Below are 15,842 nucleotides of genomic sequence, written 5' to 3' on the forward strand. Positions count from 1 at the left end.
CGGAACCAACGGTGCGTGGCAAGGTCGACACTTGCCCCGCACCGTTCCTGTTTCCGGGTCGTACGACGGGTGCAGCCGCAGCCTGTGGTGGACCCCGGGCTCGTGCTCCGGGCCGCGCCCTACGAGTTCTTCGAGTTCCTCGACGACGGCCATGAGGCGCTGTCGCCGACGCCCGGCACCGGCCCTGCCTCCAGCGTCACAGCCGGGCCTCGGCGAGGTCGCGGCCGGCGGTGGCGCGAGTCCCCCGCGGCCAGAGCCACGCGGCGCGCAGGATGAAGGCCAGGAGCAGCAGCTCGAGCCCGATGGACAGGCCGTAGAAGGAGAAGTACCTCCAGGACTCGCCGTCCGCGTTGTACACCGAGACGGGGACGTAGAGCGTCGCCACGATGAGGTTGACGATGCGGTTGACCCGGGCCGGGAGTGCCGTGGAGAGCAGGATCATGAGGATCGGGACGGCCATGAGCGTGAGCGCGAGGGCGACGAAGGTGGGGCCGGTGTCGAACTCGTGAACGACGCCGCCCCGGATCTCGTCGATGAAGCCGGGCTTGTACAGGGCGAGGTAGTCGACGTAGAGGTAGAGGAACATGAAGCTGGTCCAGGCCGCGGCGAGCTTCGCCTGGACCGGGATGTGCGGCTCCTGGAGCGCACCGGCTGGTCTGTCGGTTCTGATCATCGGTTCTCCCGGGTGCTGGTGTCAGTCGGGTCGGCTCACCCGACGTCTTCACTATGAGCAGCGCTGACCGGTGCCACATCCGCTCGTGGGCTCGCGCCGTCCCGGTCCCCGGCACGGGAAAGCCGCCGTACTTTCGGCTGATTCGCCCGAGCGGCGGCCCCCCTACGTTGTCCGCGAGGGGGAAGCATGGTTGCTGGGATCTGGGCTGAACCGCGCCCCGCGCGCCCGCCGGTGCGGGTCTGGCGGGACTGGGCGCTGTCCTCGGCTCTCGTCGCGATCTCGCTCGTCGAGATACTGCTGCGCGACGACCGGGCCTGGGCGCCGCTGCTGGTCGGCGTCAGCGTCGTGGTCGCGGCGTGCCTGCTCTGGCGACGCACGCGGCCGCTGGCCGCGGTCGCCGTTGCCTTCGGAACCGTTCTCGCGTTCGACATCGCGAGGATCGCGGTCCTCGACGTCACCGGTCTGCTGGGCATCGCGGGGCTGCTGGTGCTGCCGTACGCCCTGCTGCGCTGGGGGGCAGGTCGAGAGGCCGCCGTCGGACTCGGCATCATCCTCGTCTGGCTACCCGTCACCCTCGTCGCGGACCCGACCTCACCCGCGGAGAAGATCGCCGGTTACGGGTTCTTCCTGTTCTCGGCCGCGCTCGGCGCGGCGGTGCGCTACCGCGCCAGAAGCCATGACCGCGACATCGAGCAGGTGCGGCTTCGTCAGCGCAACGAACTCGCCCGCGAGCTGCACGACACGGTCGGCCACCGCGTCCTGGCCATCGCCGTCCAGGCACAGGCGGGTCGCGCGCTGTCCGCCGCGGATCCGCAGCGCGCGCTGGCCACCCTGGTCACGATCGAGGAAGAGGCGTCCCGGACGCTCCGGGAGATGCGAGCGCTCGTCGGGGTGCTGCGCGACGGAACGGACGCCGACCTCGTCCCCCGACGAGGGGTGGCGGACGTCGAACGACTCGCTCGTCCCGGCGGCGAGGTGCTGGGCGTCCGCGTGCGGGTCTCCGGCGACGTCGAGACCGTCGAGCCGGCGGTCGGCACCGCGCTCTACCTGATCGCCGCCGAGGCGGTCACCAACGCGACCCGCCACGCCTCCGGCGCCACCGGCGTCACCGTCGACGTCACGGCATCCCGCAACCAGGTGCACCTGCGGGTGCGTGATGACGGCGAGGCGACCACCACCAGCTCCCCGCACGCCGGCTACGGGCTGCGCGGCATGGCCGAGCGGGCGAGCCTGCTCGGCGGCACCCTCCGGGCGGGACCTCACCCGGACGGCGGCTGGCGCGTCGACGCCTCGCTGCCTCGGAAAGGGCGGGCGTCATGACCATCCGGGTGCTGGTCGCCGACGACCAGGACATCGTCCGGGCCGGGCTGTGCATGATCCTGGACGCCCAGCCGGGCATCACCGTCGTCGGTGAGGCCGCCGACGGCCGCCGGGCGATCGCCCTGGCCCGTTCGCTGCGTCCCGATGTGTGCCTGCTGGACATCCGGATGCCCGAGGTCGACGGGATCGAAGCCACCCGCCAGCTCGCCGGCGCCGACGTCGTCGATCCGCTGCCCGTCGTCGTCATCACCACCTTCGACCTCGACGAGTACGTCTACGGCGCGTTGAAGGCAGGCGCCCGGGGCTTCCTCCTCAAGGACGCCGGCGCCGAGATGCTCGCCCAGGCCGTCCATGCCGCCGCACGTGGCGACGCCCTGATCGCCCCGAACATCACCGCGAGGCTGCTGTCCTCCTTCGCGAACAGCCGTCCGCGCCCGGTGCCACCCGAGCCGGTCGAGGCGCTGACCGCTCGCGAGGAACAGGTCCTGCTGGCTGCCGCTCGCGGGCGGACCAACAGCGAGATCGGCGACGAGCTGGCGATCAGCCTCAGCACCGTCAAGACCCACATCGCCGCCCTGATGCGCAAGCTCAACGCCCGCAACCGCGTCGAGATCGTCATGTGGGCCTACGAGACCCGCCGCGTCGGCGTCTGACCGGTGCCCGCCTGCGCGAACCCGGATGCGGGAACACCGGTGGGCCGGACAAGGCGAGGAACTCACCTCGCGTCGCGGCCGGGACCGGAACCCCCGCCGGTCGGCGGGGGTTCCGGCTCGCGGATCAGGTCAACGGGACCTGGCGGGCGAGTGCCGCACCGCCGCTTTCGAAGGCGGCCAGGACGGAGGTGGGCGTGCCACCGGTCACCGGCACCAGGACGGTGACCGGGCGGCCGGGACGGAGCCGCACCGTGTGCTCACCGAGCGACCGGTCGCCGTCGTAGGTGTGCAGGTAGGCCGTGCCGGCGCGGTCGGCCCGGACGGTCACCCGCACGCCGCCGGCCACCTGTCGTTGGCCGGTCAGTCGCAGCGCCCGTTCGGGCAGCCGGGCCACGGCGGCCGGCGCGACGCCGTCCACCGCCGACTGCGCGATGGTCTGCGCGCTGTGCACGCTGCGCGCGGCGGTGTCGGGGAAGACCGGGGCGCTGGGCTGCCGGTCCGCCGGGGTGAGACCCGGCAGGGTGACCAGCCCGTACCGGTACGGGTCGGCGCGGACGCCGGTGAACGTGGACCAGCCGAGCCGGGACTGGGAGCTGAGGTCCTGGGTGTCCGAGTCGTAGACCAGCACGTTGAAGCCCATGTGCGTCGGGTCGATCGCGTCGGGCAGCACCGCGAACGGGATGCGGGCCTCGATGGTGTAACCGGTGTACGGGGCGGTGACCTTACTGACCACGGTCATGCCGGGAGCGGTCGTGGCACCCGGTCCCTGCCGGTTGTCGGCGTCCCGCTGCCAGCACGGCGGGTCGCCGTTGGCGGGGTCGTCGGTGACCGGGAAGATGCCCGCCTTGAACACGGTGGAAGTGTCCGTCGAGTTCCCCTTCGGGTCGACGATGATCTCGACGCTGTCGGTGCGTCGCTGCCGCTTGCAGTCCTGGGGCACCACCTTCTTGCCGAGGACGTCATCGGTGACCTGCACGAAGACGAGGAGGGCGTCCTCGGTCCAGGCGATCCGCCCGGTGGCCGAGGCGTCCTGTCCGGTGGTGGCCTGTCCCTCCCAGATGCGGGACAGGTCCAGCTCCTCGCCCGGGTACTCGCCGGGGCCGGCCACCCCGTCGACGGCGTGGCTCTGCCCGGCGCGCGGGACCACGCTGGTCGGCACGATCTCCAGGGCGCCGGTCTCCACCGTGCTGCCGGTGCCGCTGGTGGTGGTGATGGTGAAGCCGTAGTCGCCGCCGTCGCCGCCCTCGTTGGCGGTCGGCAGGGTGGGGTCACTGTTGGTAACGGTGAAGGTCACCGCGCCGGTGGCGCCCGGCGCCAGGCCGGGGTAGCTCTTCGTCGCCGCGTCCGCTGTGAAGCCGGCCGGCAGGCCGAGGGCGACGGTGCCGCTCTGCGTCGTCGTGCCCTGGTTGCGCAGGTCGATCCGGACGGTCCGGCTCCTGCCCGAGCCGATGGTCAGCACCGGCTTGATCAGAGTGTCGAGTTGCGGGTAGCCGCTGTCGCCGGCCCAGCTCCGGAACAGCCCGACCTCGGGCAGCGGCTCCAGGGTGCCGCGCACGTCGGCGACCACCCGGACGGCGCGGTCGGTCCGGCCGGCGCCCTGGCCGGTGGTGAGCGACGCGCCGAGCAGGTGCTGGGCGTTGGTGCCGGCGCCGGCCGGGACGGTCACGGTGAAGGTGGCCGTACGCTCCTTGCCGGCCGGTACGGCGCCGCGGAGCGCGCCGGAGCCGGTGGCGGTCCAGCCCTCGGGCAGCCGCAGCGCGACCCGGGGCGCGGTCAGCGCCCGGTTGCGGGGCGCCCGTACGTGGGCGGTGACCGTGACGCGCTGCCCGGGGGCGAGGTCGAACCGGTCGGCGGTCAGCTGGAACTCGGTGCCGCGGGGCAGTCCGCCGGCGGCCGGGGGCAGCACCGATCCGCGCAGGATCGCCTCGGGTGAGGTGTCCGACGGGTCGTACGGGACGCGGCTGTCGACCAGGGTGTAGAAGTCGCAGCGGATCGCGGCGGGGTCGGTGGGGGCGGCGGCGGTGCCCGCCCAGCCCTGGGTGACGTACTCCCGGCGGGCGTCGACCTCGATCTCGGCCCAGGTCCGGCCGTCGGCGGCGCGAGTGCCCTCCCAGACGCCGAACACCTGGTCGGTGGGGACGGTCGGCACGAAGCTGGAGGCGCACAGTGGCCCGGCCGTCGAGGTGCCGGTGCCGCCGGTACGCAGCAGCTTGGCCGCCCGGAACGGCGTGAGCCCTTCCCGGGTGAGCTGCTCGGGGAAGGCCCTGGGGTCGGCGGCGGCGTGGAACGCCTCGGCGGCGAACCGGGCGGCCTGCTGGTGGTTGCCGTGGTTGCCGGGGGTGGGGGACGGGTTCATCGTCATCAGGATCTCGGGCCGGGTCTGCCGGATCACCCGGACGATCTGGCCCAGGGTCTCGTCGTGGCCCCAGATCTGTTCCGACAGGGGCGCCGAGGCCGTGTACCAGAAGTCGACGCGGTCGAGGTTGTAGAGGTTCTCCACCCCGGCCTTGCCGATGGCGGTGCGCTCCTCGCGCTCCCGGATGATGCCCAGCGGCGGTCCCTCCTCCAGGCCGACGGCGTTGCCCCCGCCCTCGCCGCGGGTGATGGTGACGACGCCGGCCTTGGCGCCGTACTTCTCCTTCCACTGGCCGAGGGTGGCGAGGCTGCCGGCCTCGTCGTCGGGGTGCGCGCTGACGAAGAGCACGTCCAGGTCGACCGCGTCGGTCGGGCGGGCGGTGGGGGGTGCGGCGTGGGCCACGACCGGTGTCCCGGACAGGGCCAGGGCGAGCGCCGTGGGTAGCAGGAACGCCTTGATGCGCATGCAGATCCTTTCGTGCGGCGAGGTCCGCGCAGCGGCCGACGACGTCGGGCGCGGCTGCGCCGACGGCGGGGGTCGCGGGTGGACGCTGAGTGGGGCCGCCAGGGGGCGGCAGGCCCGGGAGCACCGGCGTGGGACGGGTGCCGGTAGCACGGCGGTCCGTACACACTGGAAGGCCTTCGCCGGAGACGCTAGGGAGCGGCGCGGCGGCTCGTCAATGCTTTGCAAGGACTTTCTTAATTTCCAGAAGAAAACAAGTAGCCGAGCAAAACGCGGCGCGTGGGTGTGGCGCGCGAGGCCGCGCCGACATGCCCCGCGCCCGGAACCGGCGGTGTTTTCGCTGCCAAAGCGCTTCGGGTGTACGCCGCATCAGCCTTTCGGCCACTTGACCGTTTAATTCGTTCGCCGTATGAAGTAAGGGTGACTGACGTGGTGCTGTCCCCACAGAGCCGGGTGGGTCGAGCGGTGGACCGGGAACCCCGCCGCCGCTATCCCGCCGACGAGGTGGGGGAGAAGTCTCCGGTGGTGGCCCGCACGATCAGTTCGGGTGCCAGGCGCGCCGATCGGGCCTCGCCCGAGGCCAGCAGGTTCAACATCGTGTGCAGCGCCTGCGCGCCCATGTCGCGCAGCGGCTGACGGATGGAGGTGAGGGGCACCAGCAGTTGGGCGTCCACGTCGATGTCGTTGTAGCCGACGACCGCCACCTGCCGACCCACCCGCAGGCCGTGGTCGCGCAGCGTGCCCATCGCCCCGATGGCGGCGAAGTCGTTGACGGCGAAGACGCCGTCCGGCCTCCCGGACTCCAGCAGCCGGGACATCGCCGCCGCCCCGCCGGCCACGTCGAAGCTGGACGGGGCGACCCACCGCGGGTCGACCGGCACACCGCGTGCCTTCGCCGCGGCGAGGAAGCCGCTGACCCGGTCGGCCGAGGTGCTGGCGTGCTCGGGGCCGGCGACCACGGCCAGCCGCCGGCACCCGACGTCGATCAGGTGGTCCGCGGCCAGCCGACCCCCGAGGCGGTCCCGGCCGGTCACCGAGGGGTGACCGCGGGACGCGCGACTGACCAGCACGAACGGCACCCGGTCGGCGGCGAGGCGGGCCAGCATGGGGTCGGTGCGCCGGGCGTCACCGATGATGAGCCCGTCCACCCGTTCCCCGATGAACCGTTTGATCCGTACCGCCCGCGCCTCGTCGTCGTCCCACGAGCTGCTGACGACCGCCTGGTAGCCGGCGCTCGCGGCGGCGGCGTCGATGCCCTCGAACACGGTGGCGAGCACGATGTCGGTGATCCGGGGGACCAGCACCCCGATCACCCCGGTCTTGCCGCTGCGCAGGCTCGCCGCCCACCGGTCCCGGTGGAAGCCGAGATCCTTCGCCGCGTCGACGATCCGGGCCGCCGTGGCGGGGCTGACCCGGACGTCGTCGCCGCGCAGGACGCGGGAGACCGTGGAGACGTGCACACCGGTGAAGTCGGCGACATCCCGCAACGTCACCCGTTTGTTCACAGTGCCTCCCGTGGCGCACGTCGAGGTGGTCCCCGGCAACCTAGCTGAGATGACTGCCACCGTTCACATCGAACGTCGTCCCGGTGACCGTGGCGCAGGAGTCGGAGAGCAGGAACAGCACGATGGCGGCGATCTCCTCGGCCGAGGCGACCCGGCCCAGCGGCATCCGCCCCCGAAGCGCCGACTTCTGTTCCGCGGTGAGCCGGTCGTGCATGGGCGTCGCCACCGGGCCGGGCGCGACGGCGTTCACCCGGACTCCGCGCGGTCCGTAGTCGACGGCCAGGTGCCGCATCAGGCCGAGCACCCCGGCCTTCGCCGCCGCGTACGCGACACCGGACAGCCGGGTCCCGCCGTCGCGGGCGTTGAGGCTGCTCATCAGCACCAGCGACCCGCCGCCCCGGGCCGCCATCCGGGGCACCACCGCCTGGCTCACCACGAAGGCGGAGGTGAGGTTGTTGCGCAGCGTCCGTTCCCACTCGGTGAGGCTGGTCTCCTCGACGCCACCCGCACTGACCACGCCGGCGAGGTGGGCCACCCGGTCCGGGACGCCGACCGCGTCGACGAACTCGCCCACCGCCACCGGGTCGGCGGCGTCCACGCCGGTGCTGACGTCGATGACGTGGACCGTCTCACCCCGGCCGCGCGCGGCCGCGACCACGGCCGCGCCGATGCCACTCGCCCCGCCGGTCACCAGCAGGCTCATGCCGCACCGCCCAGGATCTGCTCGCGTGCCTGCCGGTACGCGGTGGACAGCAGCATCTCCGGCTGTGAGTACACGACGAACCGGACGCCCCGGTCGATCCACCGGCGGGCCTCCTCGGGGGAGTAGGCCAGCATCCCGGCGACCCGGTCGGCGGCCACCACCCGGTCGACGAACTCGACCGCGTGCTTCTCCACCTCGGGGTGGGTCGGCTGGTAGCCCAGACCCAGCTTGACCGACAGGTCGGCGCGGCCGAGCATCAACACGTCCAGGTCGGCGGCGAGGATGTCGTCCAGGTTGGCCAGCCCGGTGGGCGTCTCGACCAGGGCGACGGTGGTGGTGTTCTCCGCCGCCCAGGTCAGGTAGCTGTCGAAGTCACCCCGGGCGGTGCCGTGCCCGGCAGCGCGGGCTGCCGAGCACAGCGTCCGGTCCCCGGCCGGCGGGTACCGGGTCAGCCGGGCCGCCTCGGCGGCCTGCGATCCGGTCTCCACCAGCGGCAGCACCACCCCACCGGCGCCGCTGTCCAGCGACCACAGCAGGTCCTTCTCCTCGATCCGGCGCAGTCGGACCAGCGGGGTGGTCCCCGCCGAGCCGGCCGCCCGCACCATCGCCAGCACACTCTGCTCGTCGGCGGCGGCGTGCTCGGTGTCGATGACCAGGAAGTCGTACCCGAGCACGCCGAGGATCTCGCCGAGCGCCGGCTCCTGGAGCAGGGTGAGGCTGCCCAGGGCGACCCCGCCGTCGCGCAGGACGGTGGCCAGCCGGCTCGGGCGCGGGTACATCAGGACTCCAGCTTCTGCACGGCGGAACAGTCCCGGTTCGCCGGCACCTCGCCGACGATCTTCAGGGCGGCGTCGACCACCGAGCCGTCGTGCCACTCGGAGACCTCTGGCAGCTTCTCGATGATCTTGTTGTCGAGCAGCCACTTGCCGTCCTCGGCGACCACCGTCGCGGTGTCCACCCGCCCGTTGGGGTCCATGTACGGCCACTGGTCGGTGCCGTAGAGCTTGCCGATCGTCTCCGCCGGGACCTTGGTCCGCTCAGCGATGATCTTGACGACCTCGTCCCGGTTGGCCGGGTCCTGGTAGTACCGGACACCCTCCAACCAGCCGGCCATCCACCGGGCCGCGACCTCGGGCCGCTTGCCGATGAAGTCCTGGGACATGGTGATCAGGCCCTGCTCCTGGTTGGGCGCCACCTCGTTCATGGCCAGCACCCGCTTGGCCTGCCCGTCGCTGATGAGCTGGTACGCCAGCGGTTCCACCAGGAAGCCGGCGTCGATCGCGCCGCTCTTGAGCGCGTTGGCGGTGTCCGGGTAGCTCAACGTCACGACCTGACCGAGGTCCGACTGCTTCAACCCGACCTGCCCCAGCGCCCGGTCCAGCCAGTACTCGGTGCTCGACCCCTTGGCCAGGATGGCCACCTTCTTGCCCTTGAGGTCGGCGACGCCCTTGAGCCCGCCGTCGTACGCGGCGGTCCGGGCCAGCAGCAGGTTGTCCGAGGCGCACCGGTACTGCTGGCGGTCGGCGACCACCCGCACCCGCAGCCCCTGGTTGACCGCGTTGAACAGCGCGCCGCCGGTGCCCGGGATGTTCACGTCCAGCTTGCCCTGCCCCTGCACCGCCAACCGGGAGTAGATGTCGGCGTTGCTGAACTCCACCTCGACGTCGTGCTTGCCGAAGAAACCCTTCGCGTCGGCCACCATCATCGGCGCCAACGACAGGATCTCCAGCGAGTTCACCGTCACCTTGTCGGTCCCGCCGGAACCGGCCGACTCCGCCTGGTCGCCACCGCACGCGGCGGTGCCGAACAACAGCGAGACGCCCAGCACCCCGGCGACCACACCCGTCTTCGTGATTCTCATTTCTGACCCTCCGTCCAGCCGAAGAAGCGCCGCTGCACCCGCAACGTCACGGTGGTGAGCAGGAAGCCCATCGCCGCGATGACCGCGAGCGTGGCGTACATGTTGTCGATCTGATAGATCTGCCAGTACCGCCAGGTCATCGAGCCGACGCCGTCACTGGCGGCGAGGAACTCGCCGGCGATCGTGCCCAGCAGGGCCAGTCCGGCGGCGAGCCGGATACCGGCGAAGATGGACGGCAGCGCGGCGGGCAACACGATCTTCCACAGGATCTGCTGCCGGCCGGCGCCCAGGTTGCGGGCCATCAGGATGAGCCGCTCGTCGACCTGGAGCACCCCGGACATCGCGTTCACCACGGCCGGGAAGAACGAGATGATGCCGGCGAGCACGACGATCGGCCGACCGCCGGTGCCGAAGATGACCAGCAGCAGCGGCAGGATGGCCACCACCGGGATCGGGTACGTGATGGCGATCAGCGGGTCGACGAGCACCCGGATCCAGCGGGACCGCCCCATCGCGATGCCCAACAGGGTCGCCGGGATCACGCCGAGCAGGAACCCGAGCAGGATCCGGCGTGCCGTGATGCCGACGTTCGGCAGCAGCTCACCGGAGGAGAAGAGCCCGACCAGGGCCTGGACGCACTCCGACGGCGCCGGGAAGAACGTCTTGTCGATCAGCCCGGCCATGCTGCCCGCCTGCCACAACAGCAGCACCAGGGCCACCGGGACGATGCTGCCCGCGCCGCTGCTGAGCAGCCGGAACAACCGACCCGGCGGGCGTTCCGCCCGCGGGTCCACGGCGTACCGGACCACCGGCGGCGTGGGCTGTCCGGACGCCCGCTCCCGGGTCGGCACGCTGCTCTCGCTCATCGTTCCCCCTTCGCTTCGGCCCACTCGGCAGCCAGGGTGGCGTCCCGTAGCTGCGCCCACAGGTGGCGCTTCAGCTCGGTGAAGCGCGGGTCCAGTTCGACGTCCCGGTCCCGGGGCCGCGGGAACGGCACCCGGATCTCCTCCACCACCCGGGTGGGTCGCGGGCCGAGCACGATGATCCGGTCCGCCAGCAGCAGCGCCTCCTCGATGCTGTGCGTGATGAACAGGACCGTCTTGCGGTTGCGGGACCACACCTGGAGCAGTTCGTCCTGCAGCAGCGTCCGGGTCTGCGCGTCGACGGCCGCGAACGGCTCGTCCATCAGCAGCACCTCGGGGTCGCTGGCCAGCGCCCGGGCGATGCCGGCCCGCTGGCGCATGCCACCGGACAGCTCGTGCGGCTTGGCGTCGGCGAACGCCTCGATGCCCATCATCGCCAGGTGCTCCCGGGCGATGTCCCGGCGGCGCCGGGCCGACACCCCGCGCAGCTCCAGCCCGAACGCGACGTTGTCGACGATGGATCGCCAGGGGATCAGCGCGTAGTCCTGCCAGACGATCGAGGTGAGAGGACCGTCGGCGGTGCGCTCCCCGACGAACCGGATCTCCCCGCTGTCCGGCCGGCGCAGCCCGCCCAGCAGACCCAGCAGGGTCGACTTGCCGCACCCGCTCGGCCCGATGACGCAGACGAACTCCTCCGCCTCCACGGCGGTGCTCAGGTCGCCGACCACCGACAGGCGGGAGCCGTCGGCGCGGGCGTAGCCCTTGGCCACGCCGTCGATCTCGATGCGCACGGTCACCGCCCCCCGTGCGTGGGCAGGTGCGAGTAGTTGGCGTACCACCAGTCGGCGATGTCCCGACGGCGGGCGAACCAGATGCCGGGCCGCTCCTGCGCCCAGGCGATCAGGTCACGCAGCGCCGAGGCGCGGCCGGCCTGGCCGATCAGTCGCGCGTGCAGGCCGATGGAGATCATCTTGGGTGAGGTCTCACCCTCCTCCCACAGGTACTCGATGCCGCGCCGGCAGTTCTCGAAGAAGTCGGCGGGGCTGGCGTAGCCGGGGCTGAACGCGAACCGGCCGTCGTTGTACGTGTGGGTGTACGGCACGACGAGGTGCCGGGAGCCCGCCACGTCCACCCAGTACGGCAGGTCGTCGTTGTAGGCGTTGGAGTCGTACCGGAAACCGCCCTCCTCGACGAGCAGCCGTCGGGTCCGGTCCGACGGCGCGTACCGGGAGTACCAGCCGACGGGTCGCTCGCCGCACAGCTCGCCGATCAGCTCCACCGCCCGCCGGATCTCCGCGCGTTCCTCTTCCTCGCTCATCCCCGACGGCTCCCGCCACCGCAGCCCGTGCGAGCAGATCTCGTGCCCTGCCTCGACGAACGCCCTGGTCAGGGGCGTGTTTCGGGCGAGCGCCTCGGCGCAGCCGTACACCGTGACCGGCGTGCCCATCCGCTCGAACAGTCGCAGCAGGCGCCACGCGCCGGCCCGGCTGCCGTACTCGTACACGGACTCCTGGGACAGGTCGCGGTGCGCCGCGCTGGTCGGGGTGTACGAGATCTCGCCCACCCATTCGTTGGTGTCGTCGCCGTCGAGCAGGCTGTGCTCCGCGCCCTCCTCGTAGTTGAGGCAGAGGCTGACCGCGACGCGCGCGCCGTGCGGCCACTCGACGCGGGGCGGGTCCGCCCCGTAGCCGAGGAAGTCACGCTCGGTGCCGGGTTCCACCTTGATCACCATGACGCCGTGTCCTTTCTGCGGGGGTGCCCGGCGCGGCCGGGGTGGGCCCCCGGACCGCCGGTGGGGGACGGCGCCTCGCCGCGCATCGGCGCGGTGAGGTGCCGCAGGGGGAGAGAGCCGGGCGCTTGCGCCAGTGCGCGCAGCACGTCGGCCGCACCGGCCGGCGACCCGGCCGCGCGCAGCAACCCGGCGTTCACGGCGGCCAGTTCGTCGGAGGAGAGCGGGGTCTCCCGGTCGCCCGGGTGGAACCGGGCCCGAGCGGTGTGCCGCCGGCCGGCCCGGTCGTGCAGCTCGACCACGGCCGGCCGGCCGTGCGGGTAGCCGTCGTCCAGGCCCGGGTCGTGGCGGACCACGACCCGCTCGGCGATCCGGGCCGCCTCGGTGTGCCGCCGCGCCTCGCCGGGCCCGTCCGCCGCGCCGGGGTCCAGGCCCAGCAGCCCGCAGGCCACCGCCCACGGGATGCTGAACTGCCGGGCCAGCCGGCTGCCGGGGAACCGCTCGTCGAGCAGCGCCGCGCCGGCGTAGGTGTGCACGGTGACCGAGGCGACGTCGACACCGGCGACGTCCCGGGCCAGTGATCTCGCCGCCGTCCAACTCGTCAGGGCGTGCGCGCACACGCCGACCGGCTTGAAGTAGGCGTCCGGCAGCAGCGGGCGGGTGGTCAGCGCGGCGTCGACCGCGGCCGGGGTGGACGGGCCGAGGTGGGCGGTCCGGCGGAAGTGCGCCACCGCCGGGCCGGTGGCCGGGAACCCGTCGCGCACCAGGTACGCGACGGTCAGGCCGGTGGCGGCGCCGAGGGCGGGCAGCAGGTGGTGGGCGGACGATCCGCGTCGGGTCGAGTCGTCCGGACCGGCCAGCGCGACGGTCAGCGCCAGGTTCACCGCGTCGGTCAGGCCGGCGGTGTCCAGGCCGGCCGCCACCCCGGCGGCCGCGGCGGCGGCAGCCGTGCCCCAGCCGCCGTGCGGGTGCACGCCGGTGCGTGGCGGCCCCAGGAGCAGGCCCAGGCGGGCGCCCACCTCCCAGCCGACGGCCAGGGCCCGCAGCAGCGTTCGGAGGTCACCGTCGGCGTTCTCGGCCGCGGCCAGGCCGGCGGCGTACGCGTGCAGGCCCGGGTGTCCGCGGGACTCCCGCAGCCCTTCGTCGCACTGGGTGGTGGTGATCGCCGCCGCGGTCGCCGCCGCGGCCCGTTCCGGCGTGTCCGTCGCCCCCGCCGTCGCCAGCAGGGTGCACCGTCCGGCCCGGTGGCCCGGCGGAGCGAGGCCGGCCGGCAGGTGGCCCCGCGCGGCCACCGCGTTCCCGGTCAGCCGGGCCGCCACCGACCGGACCTGTCGCTGCCCGGGGATCGTGGCCAGTAACGCGTCGGCGGCGGCGACCCCGACCGCCACCAACGGGGACAGCACGTCGTCGTCGGAAACCATGGCGTTCGGGCCGGCGGGGCGGACGCCGCGGCTGGTCATGGGGTGATCACCTGCTTGCCGAGCACCCGGCGGTCCGCCATCGCCCGGTGCGCCCGGGCGGCCTCGGCCAGGGGGAGGACCGCGTCGATGCGCGGGCTGAGCCGTCCCGACGCGACCAGGTCCAGCACCCGGGCGATCTCGTCCGGGCGCTGGCTGCGGGACCCGCGAAGCTCGAACTCGTTGCGGAACGTCTCGATCACGTCGAGGCGGGGGTGTTCGCCGGCGTGGCCCCCGCCGATGATCATCCGGCCGCCCGGCGCGAGGGTGCCGAGGGCCGCTTCGAACACCGTTCCGCCGATGTGTTCCACCACGACGTCGAAGCCGGCGCCCCCGGTCGCCGCGCGGGCGCGCTGCGGCCAGTCGTCGTCCCTGGTGCTCAGCACCGCGTCGGCGCCGAGGGAGGAGACGAACTCGGCCTTGGCCGGGTCACCGACCAGCCCGACCACGTGGGCGCCGCCGAGCTTGGCGAGTTGTACCACCGCGTGGCCCAGCCCGCCCGCGGCGCCGGGGGCCAGGACCCACTCACCGGGCGCCAGCCGCCCGATCGAGTACAGCGTGCGCCAGGCCGTGCCGAAGGAGATGGGTGTCGCCGCGGCCACCGCCGGATCGAGATCGCCGATGTCCAGCAGACCCCGGCCGGACACGACCGCGTGCCGCGCGTAGCCGCCCCACCGGGTGATGCCCGGCATGTCCGCCCGGGGGCAGAGATTCGCCCGTCCGGCCAGGCATCGCACGCACCTGCCGCACGGGGTGTTCGGCAACGCCAGGACGCGGTCGCCGGGGCGACGGTCGACCACGTCGTCGCCGACCGCCTCCACCACGCCCACGACCTCCCGGCCGAGGACGTGCGGCAGCCGGAGGCCCATCCGGGACACGCCGCTGCGCAGGTCGGCGTCGAGGTGGTTGACGGCGACGGCGAGCACGCGCAGCCGGACCTCGTCCGGGCCGGGCGCGGGCAGTTCCGGCTCGGCGAGGGTGAGCACGTCCGGGCCGCCGTACTCGTTGATCATCATGGCTTCGGTCTTCACGGTCGGCGTCCTTCCACCAGGTTCCGCAGTGCCGCCGGCACCGCGTCGGGTCCGTCGATGGCCAGGGCGAGCGCCAGGGCCACCCGCGCCTGGCTGCCGGTGAGGTCCCCGGCGAAGAGCGCGCCGGCCTGGGCAAGGTCCGCGCCGCCCCCGGAGTAGATGGGGCGGACCCGGCCCGCGCCGGTCCGGCTGGTGATGACCACGGGTACGCCCCGCTTGTCCGCGTCGCGAACGGCCTCGGCCACGGACTGTGGCGCGTTGCCCGCCCCGAACGCCTCGACGACCAGGCCCTCGGCCCCGGCCCGCAGCGACGCTCGCAGGTGGGTGTCGTCCGCACCCGCCACCAGCTTGACCAGGTCCACCCGGGGCAGCCGGTCGGGTACCGGTCGGTCGGCGTAGTGACCGCCGCGGGCCGAGGCCGACAACCGCAGCACCCCGTCGTGGTCCACCAGCGCCAGCGCGCCCGCGGAGCCACCGGAGAAGGCGGAGACCGCGGAGGTGTGCACCTTGCGGCCCTCCACCGCGGCGCAGGCCACGCCGCCGAGGACGATCGCCACGCCGACCGGCTCGGCGGCGGTGACCACCCGGATCGCATCCATCAGGTTGCGCCCGGCGTCGGAGTCCGGCTCGTCGGCCCCGCGCTGCGCGCCGGTCAACGCCACCCGCGCGTCCCGGCCGGTCAACTGACTGGTCAGGTAGGCGGCCTCCTCCAGCGTGTCGGTGCCGTGGGTGACCACCACGCCCGCGAAGCCCTCGGCGAGCTTCGTGCGTACGGCACGGACCGTGTCGAGCATGTCGTCGAGAGTCAGGGTGAAGCTCGGCCGGCAGGACAGGTCGAAGCCGCGGATGTCGATCCCGGCCAGGTCCGGGACGTGAGCGAGCAGTTCGGCGACGGAGTCGGCCACCGCCAGGGTCCCGTCGGGTTCTCGGCGGGACGCGATCGTTCCCCCGGTCGCCAGCACCGCGATCCGCACCGGACCACCCTTCTGCGCAATCGTTTGTTCACTGGCTGAAGACAGTTGCACAAACGTTCGCTCAGCACAAGAGCTGGGATTACGAGAGTTGGAGACCGTGCCAGGGCGCGCCTGCCGCCCTGCCGCCCTGCCGCGCGACGGAGGTGCCGTGCCGGACGAGAGACGGCCGCCGCGCTGCTCCTTCGAGACGGGCAAGTCAGCCAAGGATCGAGGACGCGACGGCCACTTCGTCACCCGGCCGGCCGGGTGACGCCC

The 15,842-nt window shown here is 73.1% G+C and carries 14 protein-coding genes; 2 read left to right on the forward strand and 12 right to left on the reverse strand.

Annotation, left to right across the window (positions count from 1 at the left end; translation table 11 throughout):
• Positions 1–196: 196 nt before the first annotated feature.
• Positions 197–673, reverse strand: coding sequence for a DUF6326 family protein (locus C8054_RS02160; protein ID WP_107154984.1), 477 nt, complete (start codon positions 671–673; stop codon positions 197–199).
• Positions 674–859: 186 nt separating this feature from the next.
• Here C8054_RS02160 and C8054_RS02165 point away from each other — a divergent pair, with 186 nt between their 5' ends.
• Positions 860–1,993 (forward strand): sensor histidine kinase, encoded by a 1,134-nt coding sequence (locus C8054_RS02165; protein WP_107154985.1) that lies wholly within the window; start codon positions 860–862, stop codon positions 1,991–1,993.
• A complete protein-coding gene (locus C8054_RS02170; RefSeq protein WP_107154986.1) occupies positions 1,990–2,646 on the forward strand; it encodes a response regulator transcription factor in 657 nt (218 codons plus the stop codon). Before C8054_RS02165 ends, C8054_RS02170 begins: the two co-directional genes overlap by 4 nt.
• 124 nt (positions 2,647–2,770) lie before the next feature.
• Here the strand turns inward: C8054_RS02170 and C8054_RS02175 are convergent, their stop codons facing one another.
• The 11 genes from C8054_RS02175 to C8054_RS02225 all read right to left on the reverse strand — a co-directional run bounded on the left by C8054_RS02175 (position 2,771) and on the right by C8054_RS02225 (position 15,587).
• Positions 2,771–5,467: a sugar-binding protein gene (locus tag C8054_RS02175; protein ID WP_107154987.1), complete on the reverse strand. Its 2,697-nt coding sequence runs from the start codon at positions 5,465–5,467 to the stop codon at positions 2,771–2,773.
• Positions 5,468–5,952: 485 nt separating this feature from the next.
• A complete protein-coding gene (locus tag C8054_RS02180; protein WP_107154988.1) occupies positions 5,953–6,969 on the reverse strand; it encodes a LacI family DNA-binding transcriptional regulator in 1,017 nt (338 codons plus the stop codon).
• Positions 6,970–7,009: 40 nt separating this feature from the next.
• Complete coding sequence (locus C8054_RS02185) at positions 7,010–7,672, reverse strand: SDR family NAD(P)-dependent oxidoreductase (RefSeq protein ID WP_107154989.1); 663 nt, start codon at positions 7,670–7,672, stop codon at positions 7,010–7,012.
• Positions 7,669–8,451 (reverse strand): HpcH/HpaI aldolase/citrate lyase family protein, encoded by a 783-nt coding sequence (locus C8054_RS02190; protein ID WP_107154990.1) that lies wholly within the window; start codon positions 8,449–8,451, stop codon positions 7,669–7,671. Before C8054_RS02190 ends, C8054_RS02185 begins: the two co-directional genes overlap by 4 nt.
• Positions 8,451–9,533, reverse strand: a complete 1,083-nt coding sequence (locus C8054_RS02195; protein ID WP_107154991.1) for an ABC transporter substrate-binding protein — start codon at positions 9,531–9,533, stop codon at positions 8,451–8,453. The genes C8054_RS02190 and C8054_RS02195 overlap by 1 nt, the downstream gene beginning before the upstream one ends.
• Positions 9,530–10,399 (reverse strand): ABC transporter permease, encoded by an 870-nt coding sequence (locus tag C8054_RS02200; RefSeq protein WP_107154992.1) that lies wholly within the window; start codon positions 10,397–10,399, stop codon positions 9,530–9,532. Before C8054_RS02200 ends, C8054_RS02195 begins: the two co-directional genes overlap by 4 nt.
• Positions 10,396–11,193 carry an ABC transporter ATP-binding protein gene (locus tag C8054_RS02205; protein WP_107154993.1) on the reverse strand — a complete coding sequence of 266 codons (798 nt, stop codon included), beginning with the start codon at positions 11,191–11,193 and terminating at the stop codon, positions 10,396–10,398. Before C8054_RS02205 ends, C8054_RS02200 begins: the two co-directional genes overlap by 4 nt.
• The gene (locus C8054_RS02210) at positions 11,190–12,128 is read right to left on the reverse strand and encodes a polysaccharide deacetylase family protein (protein WP_107154994.1); all 939 of its coding nucleotides are present in this window, start codon (positions 12,126–12,128) and stop codon (positions 11,190–11,192) included. The genes C8054_RS02205 and C8054_RS02210 overlap by 4 nt, the downstream gene beginning before the upstream one ends.
• Positions 12,122–13,585 carry an MmgE/PrpD family protein gene (locus C8054_RS02215; RefSeq protein WP_107154995.1) on the reverse strand — a complete coding sequence of 488 codons (1,464 nt, stop codon included), beginning with the start codon at positions 13,583–13,585 and terminating at the stop codon, positions 12,122–12,124. The genes C8054_RS02210 and C8054_RS02215 overlap by 7 nt, the downstream gene beginning before the upstream one ends.
• Positions 13,582–14,613, reverse strand: coding sequence for a zinc-binding dehydrogenase (locus C8054_RS02220; protein ID WP_107154996.1), 1,032 nt, complete (start codon positions 14,611–14,613; stop codon positions 13,582–13,584). Before C8054_RS02220 ends, C8054_RS02215 begins: the two co-directional genes overlap by 4 nt.
• A complete protein-coding gene (locus C8054_RS02225; RefSeq protein ID WP_158273779.1) occupies positions 14,610–15,587 on the reverse strand; it encodes an asparaginase in 978 nt (325 codons plus the stop codon). The genes C8054_RS02220 and C8054_RS02225 overlap by 4 nt, the downstream gene beginning before the upstream one ends.
• Positions 15,588–15,842 lie beyond the last annotated feature (255 nt).

Source organism: Micromonospora sp. RP3T, from assembly GCF_003027925.1.
Classification (GTDB): domain Bacteria; phylum Actinomycetota; class Actinomycetes; order Mycobacteriales; family Micromonosporaceae; genus Micromonospora.

Excerpts from the sequence above, each read along its gene's own strand:
- C8054_RS02175 (WP_107154987.1), bottom strand. The coding sequence starts at position 5,467 with ATGCGCATCAAGGCGTTCCTGCTACCCACGGCGCTCGCCCTGGCCCTG.
- C8054_RS02185 (WP_107154989.1), bottom strand. The coding sequence starts at position 7,672 with ATGAGCCTGCTGGTGACCGGCGGGGCGAGTGGCATCGGCGCGGCCGTG.
- C8054_RS02210 (WP_107154994.1), bottom strand. The coding sequence starts at position 12,128 with ATGGTGATCAAGGTGGAACCCGGCACCGAGCGTGACTTCCTCGGCTAC.
- C8054_RS02215 (WP_107154995.1), bottom strand. The coding sequence starts at position 13,585 with ATGACCAGCCGCGGCGTCCGCCCCGCCGGCCCGAACGCCATGGTTTCC.
- C8054_RS02190 (WP_107154990.1), bottom strand. The coding sequence starts at position 8,451 with ATGTACCCGCGCCCGAGCCGGCTGGCCACCGTCCTGCGCGACGGCGGG.
- C8054_RS02195 (WP_107154991.1), bottom strand. The coding sequence starts at position 9,533 with ATGAGAATCACGAAGACGGGTGTGGTCGCCGGGGTGCTGGGCGTCTCG.
- C8054_RS02165 (WP_107154985.1), top strand. The coding sequence starts at position 860 with ATGGTTGCTGGGATCTGGGCTGAACCGCGCCCCGCGCGCCCGCCGGTG.
- C8054_RS02160 (WP_107154984.1), bottom strand. The coding sequence starts at position 673 with ATGATCAGAACCGACAGACCAGCCGGTGCGCTCCAGGAGCCGCACATC.
- C8054_RS02170 (WP_107154986.1), top strand. The coding sequence starts at position 1,990 with ATGACCATCCGGGTGCTGGTCGCCGACGACCAGGACATCGTCCGGGCC.
- C8054_RS02200 (WP_107154992.1), bottom strand. The coding sequence starts at position 10,399 with ATGAGCGAGAGCAGCGTGCCGACCCGGGAGCGGGCGTCCGGACAGCCC.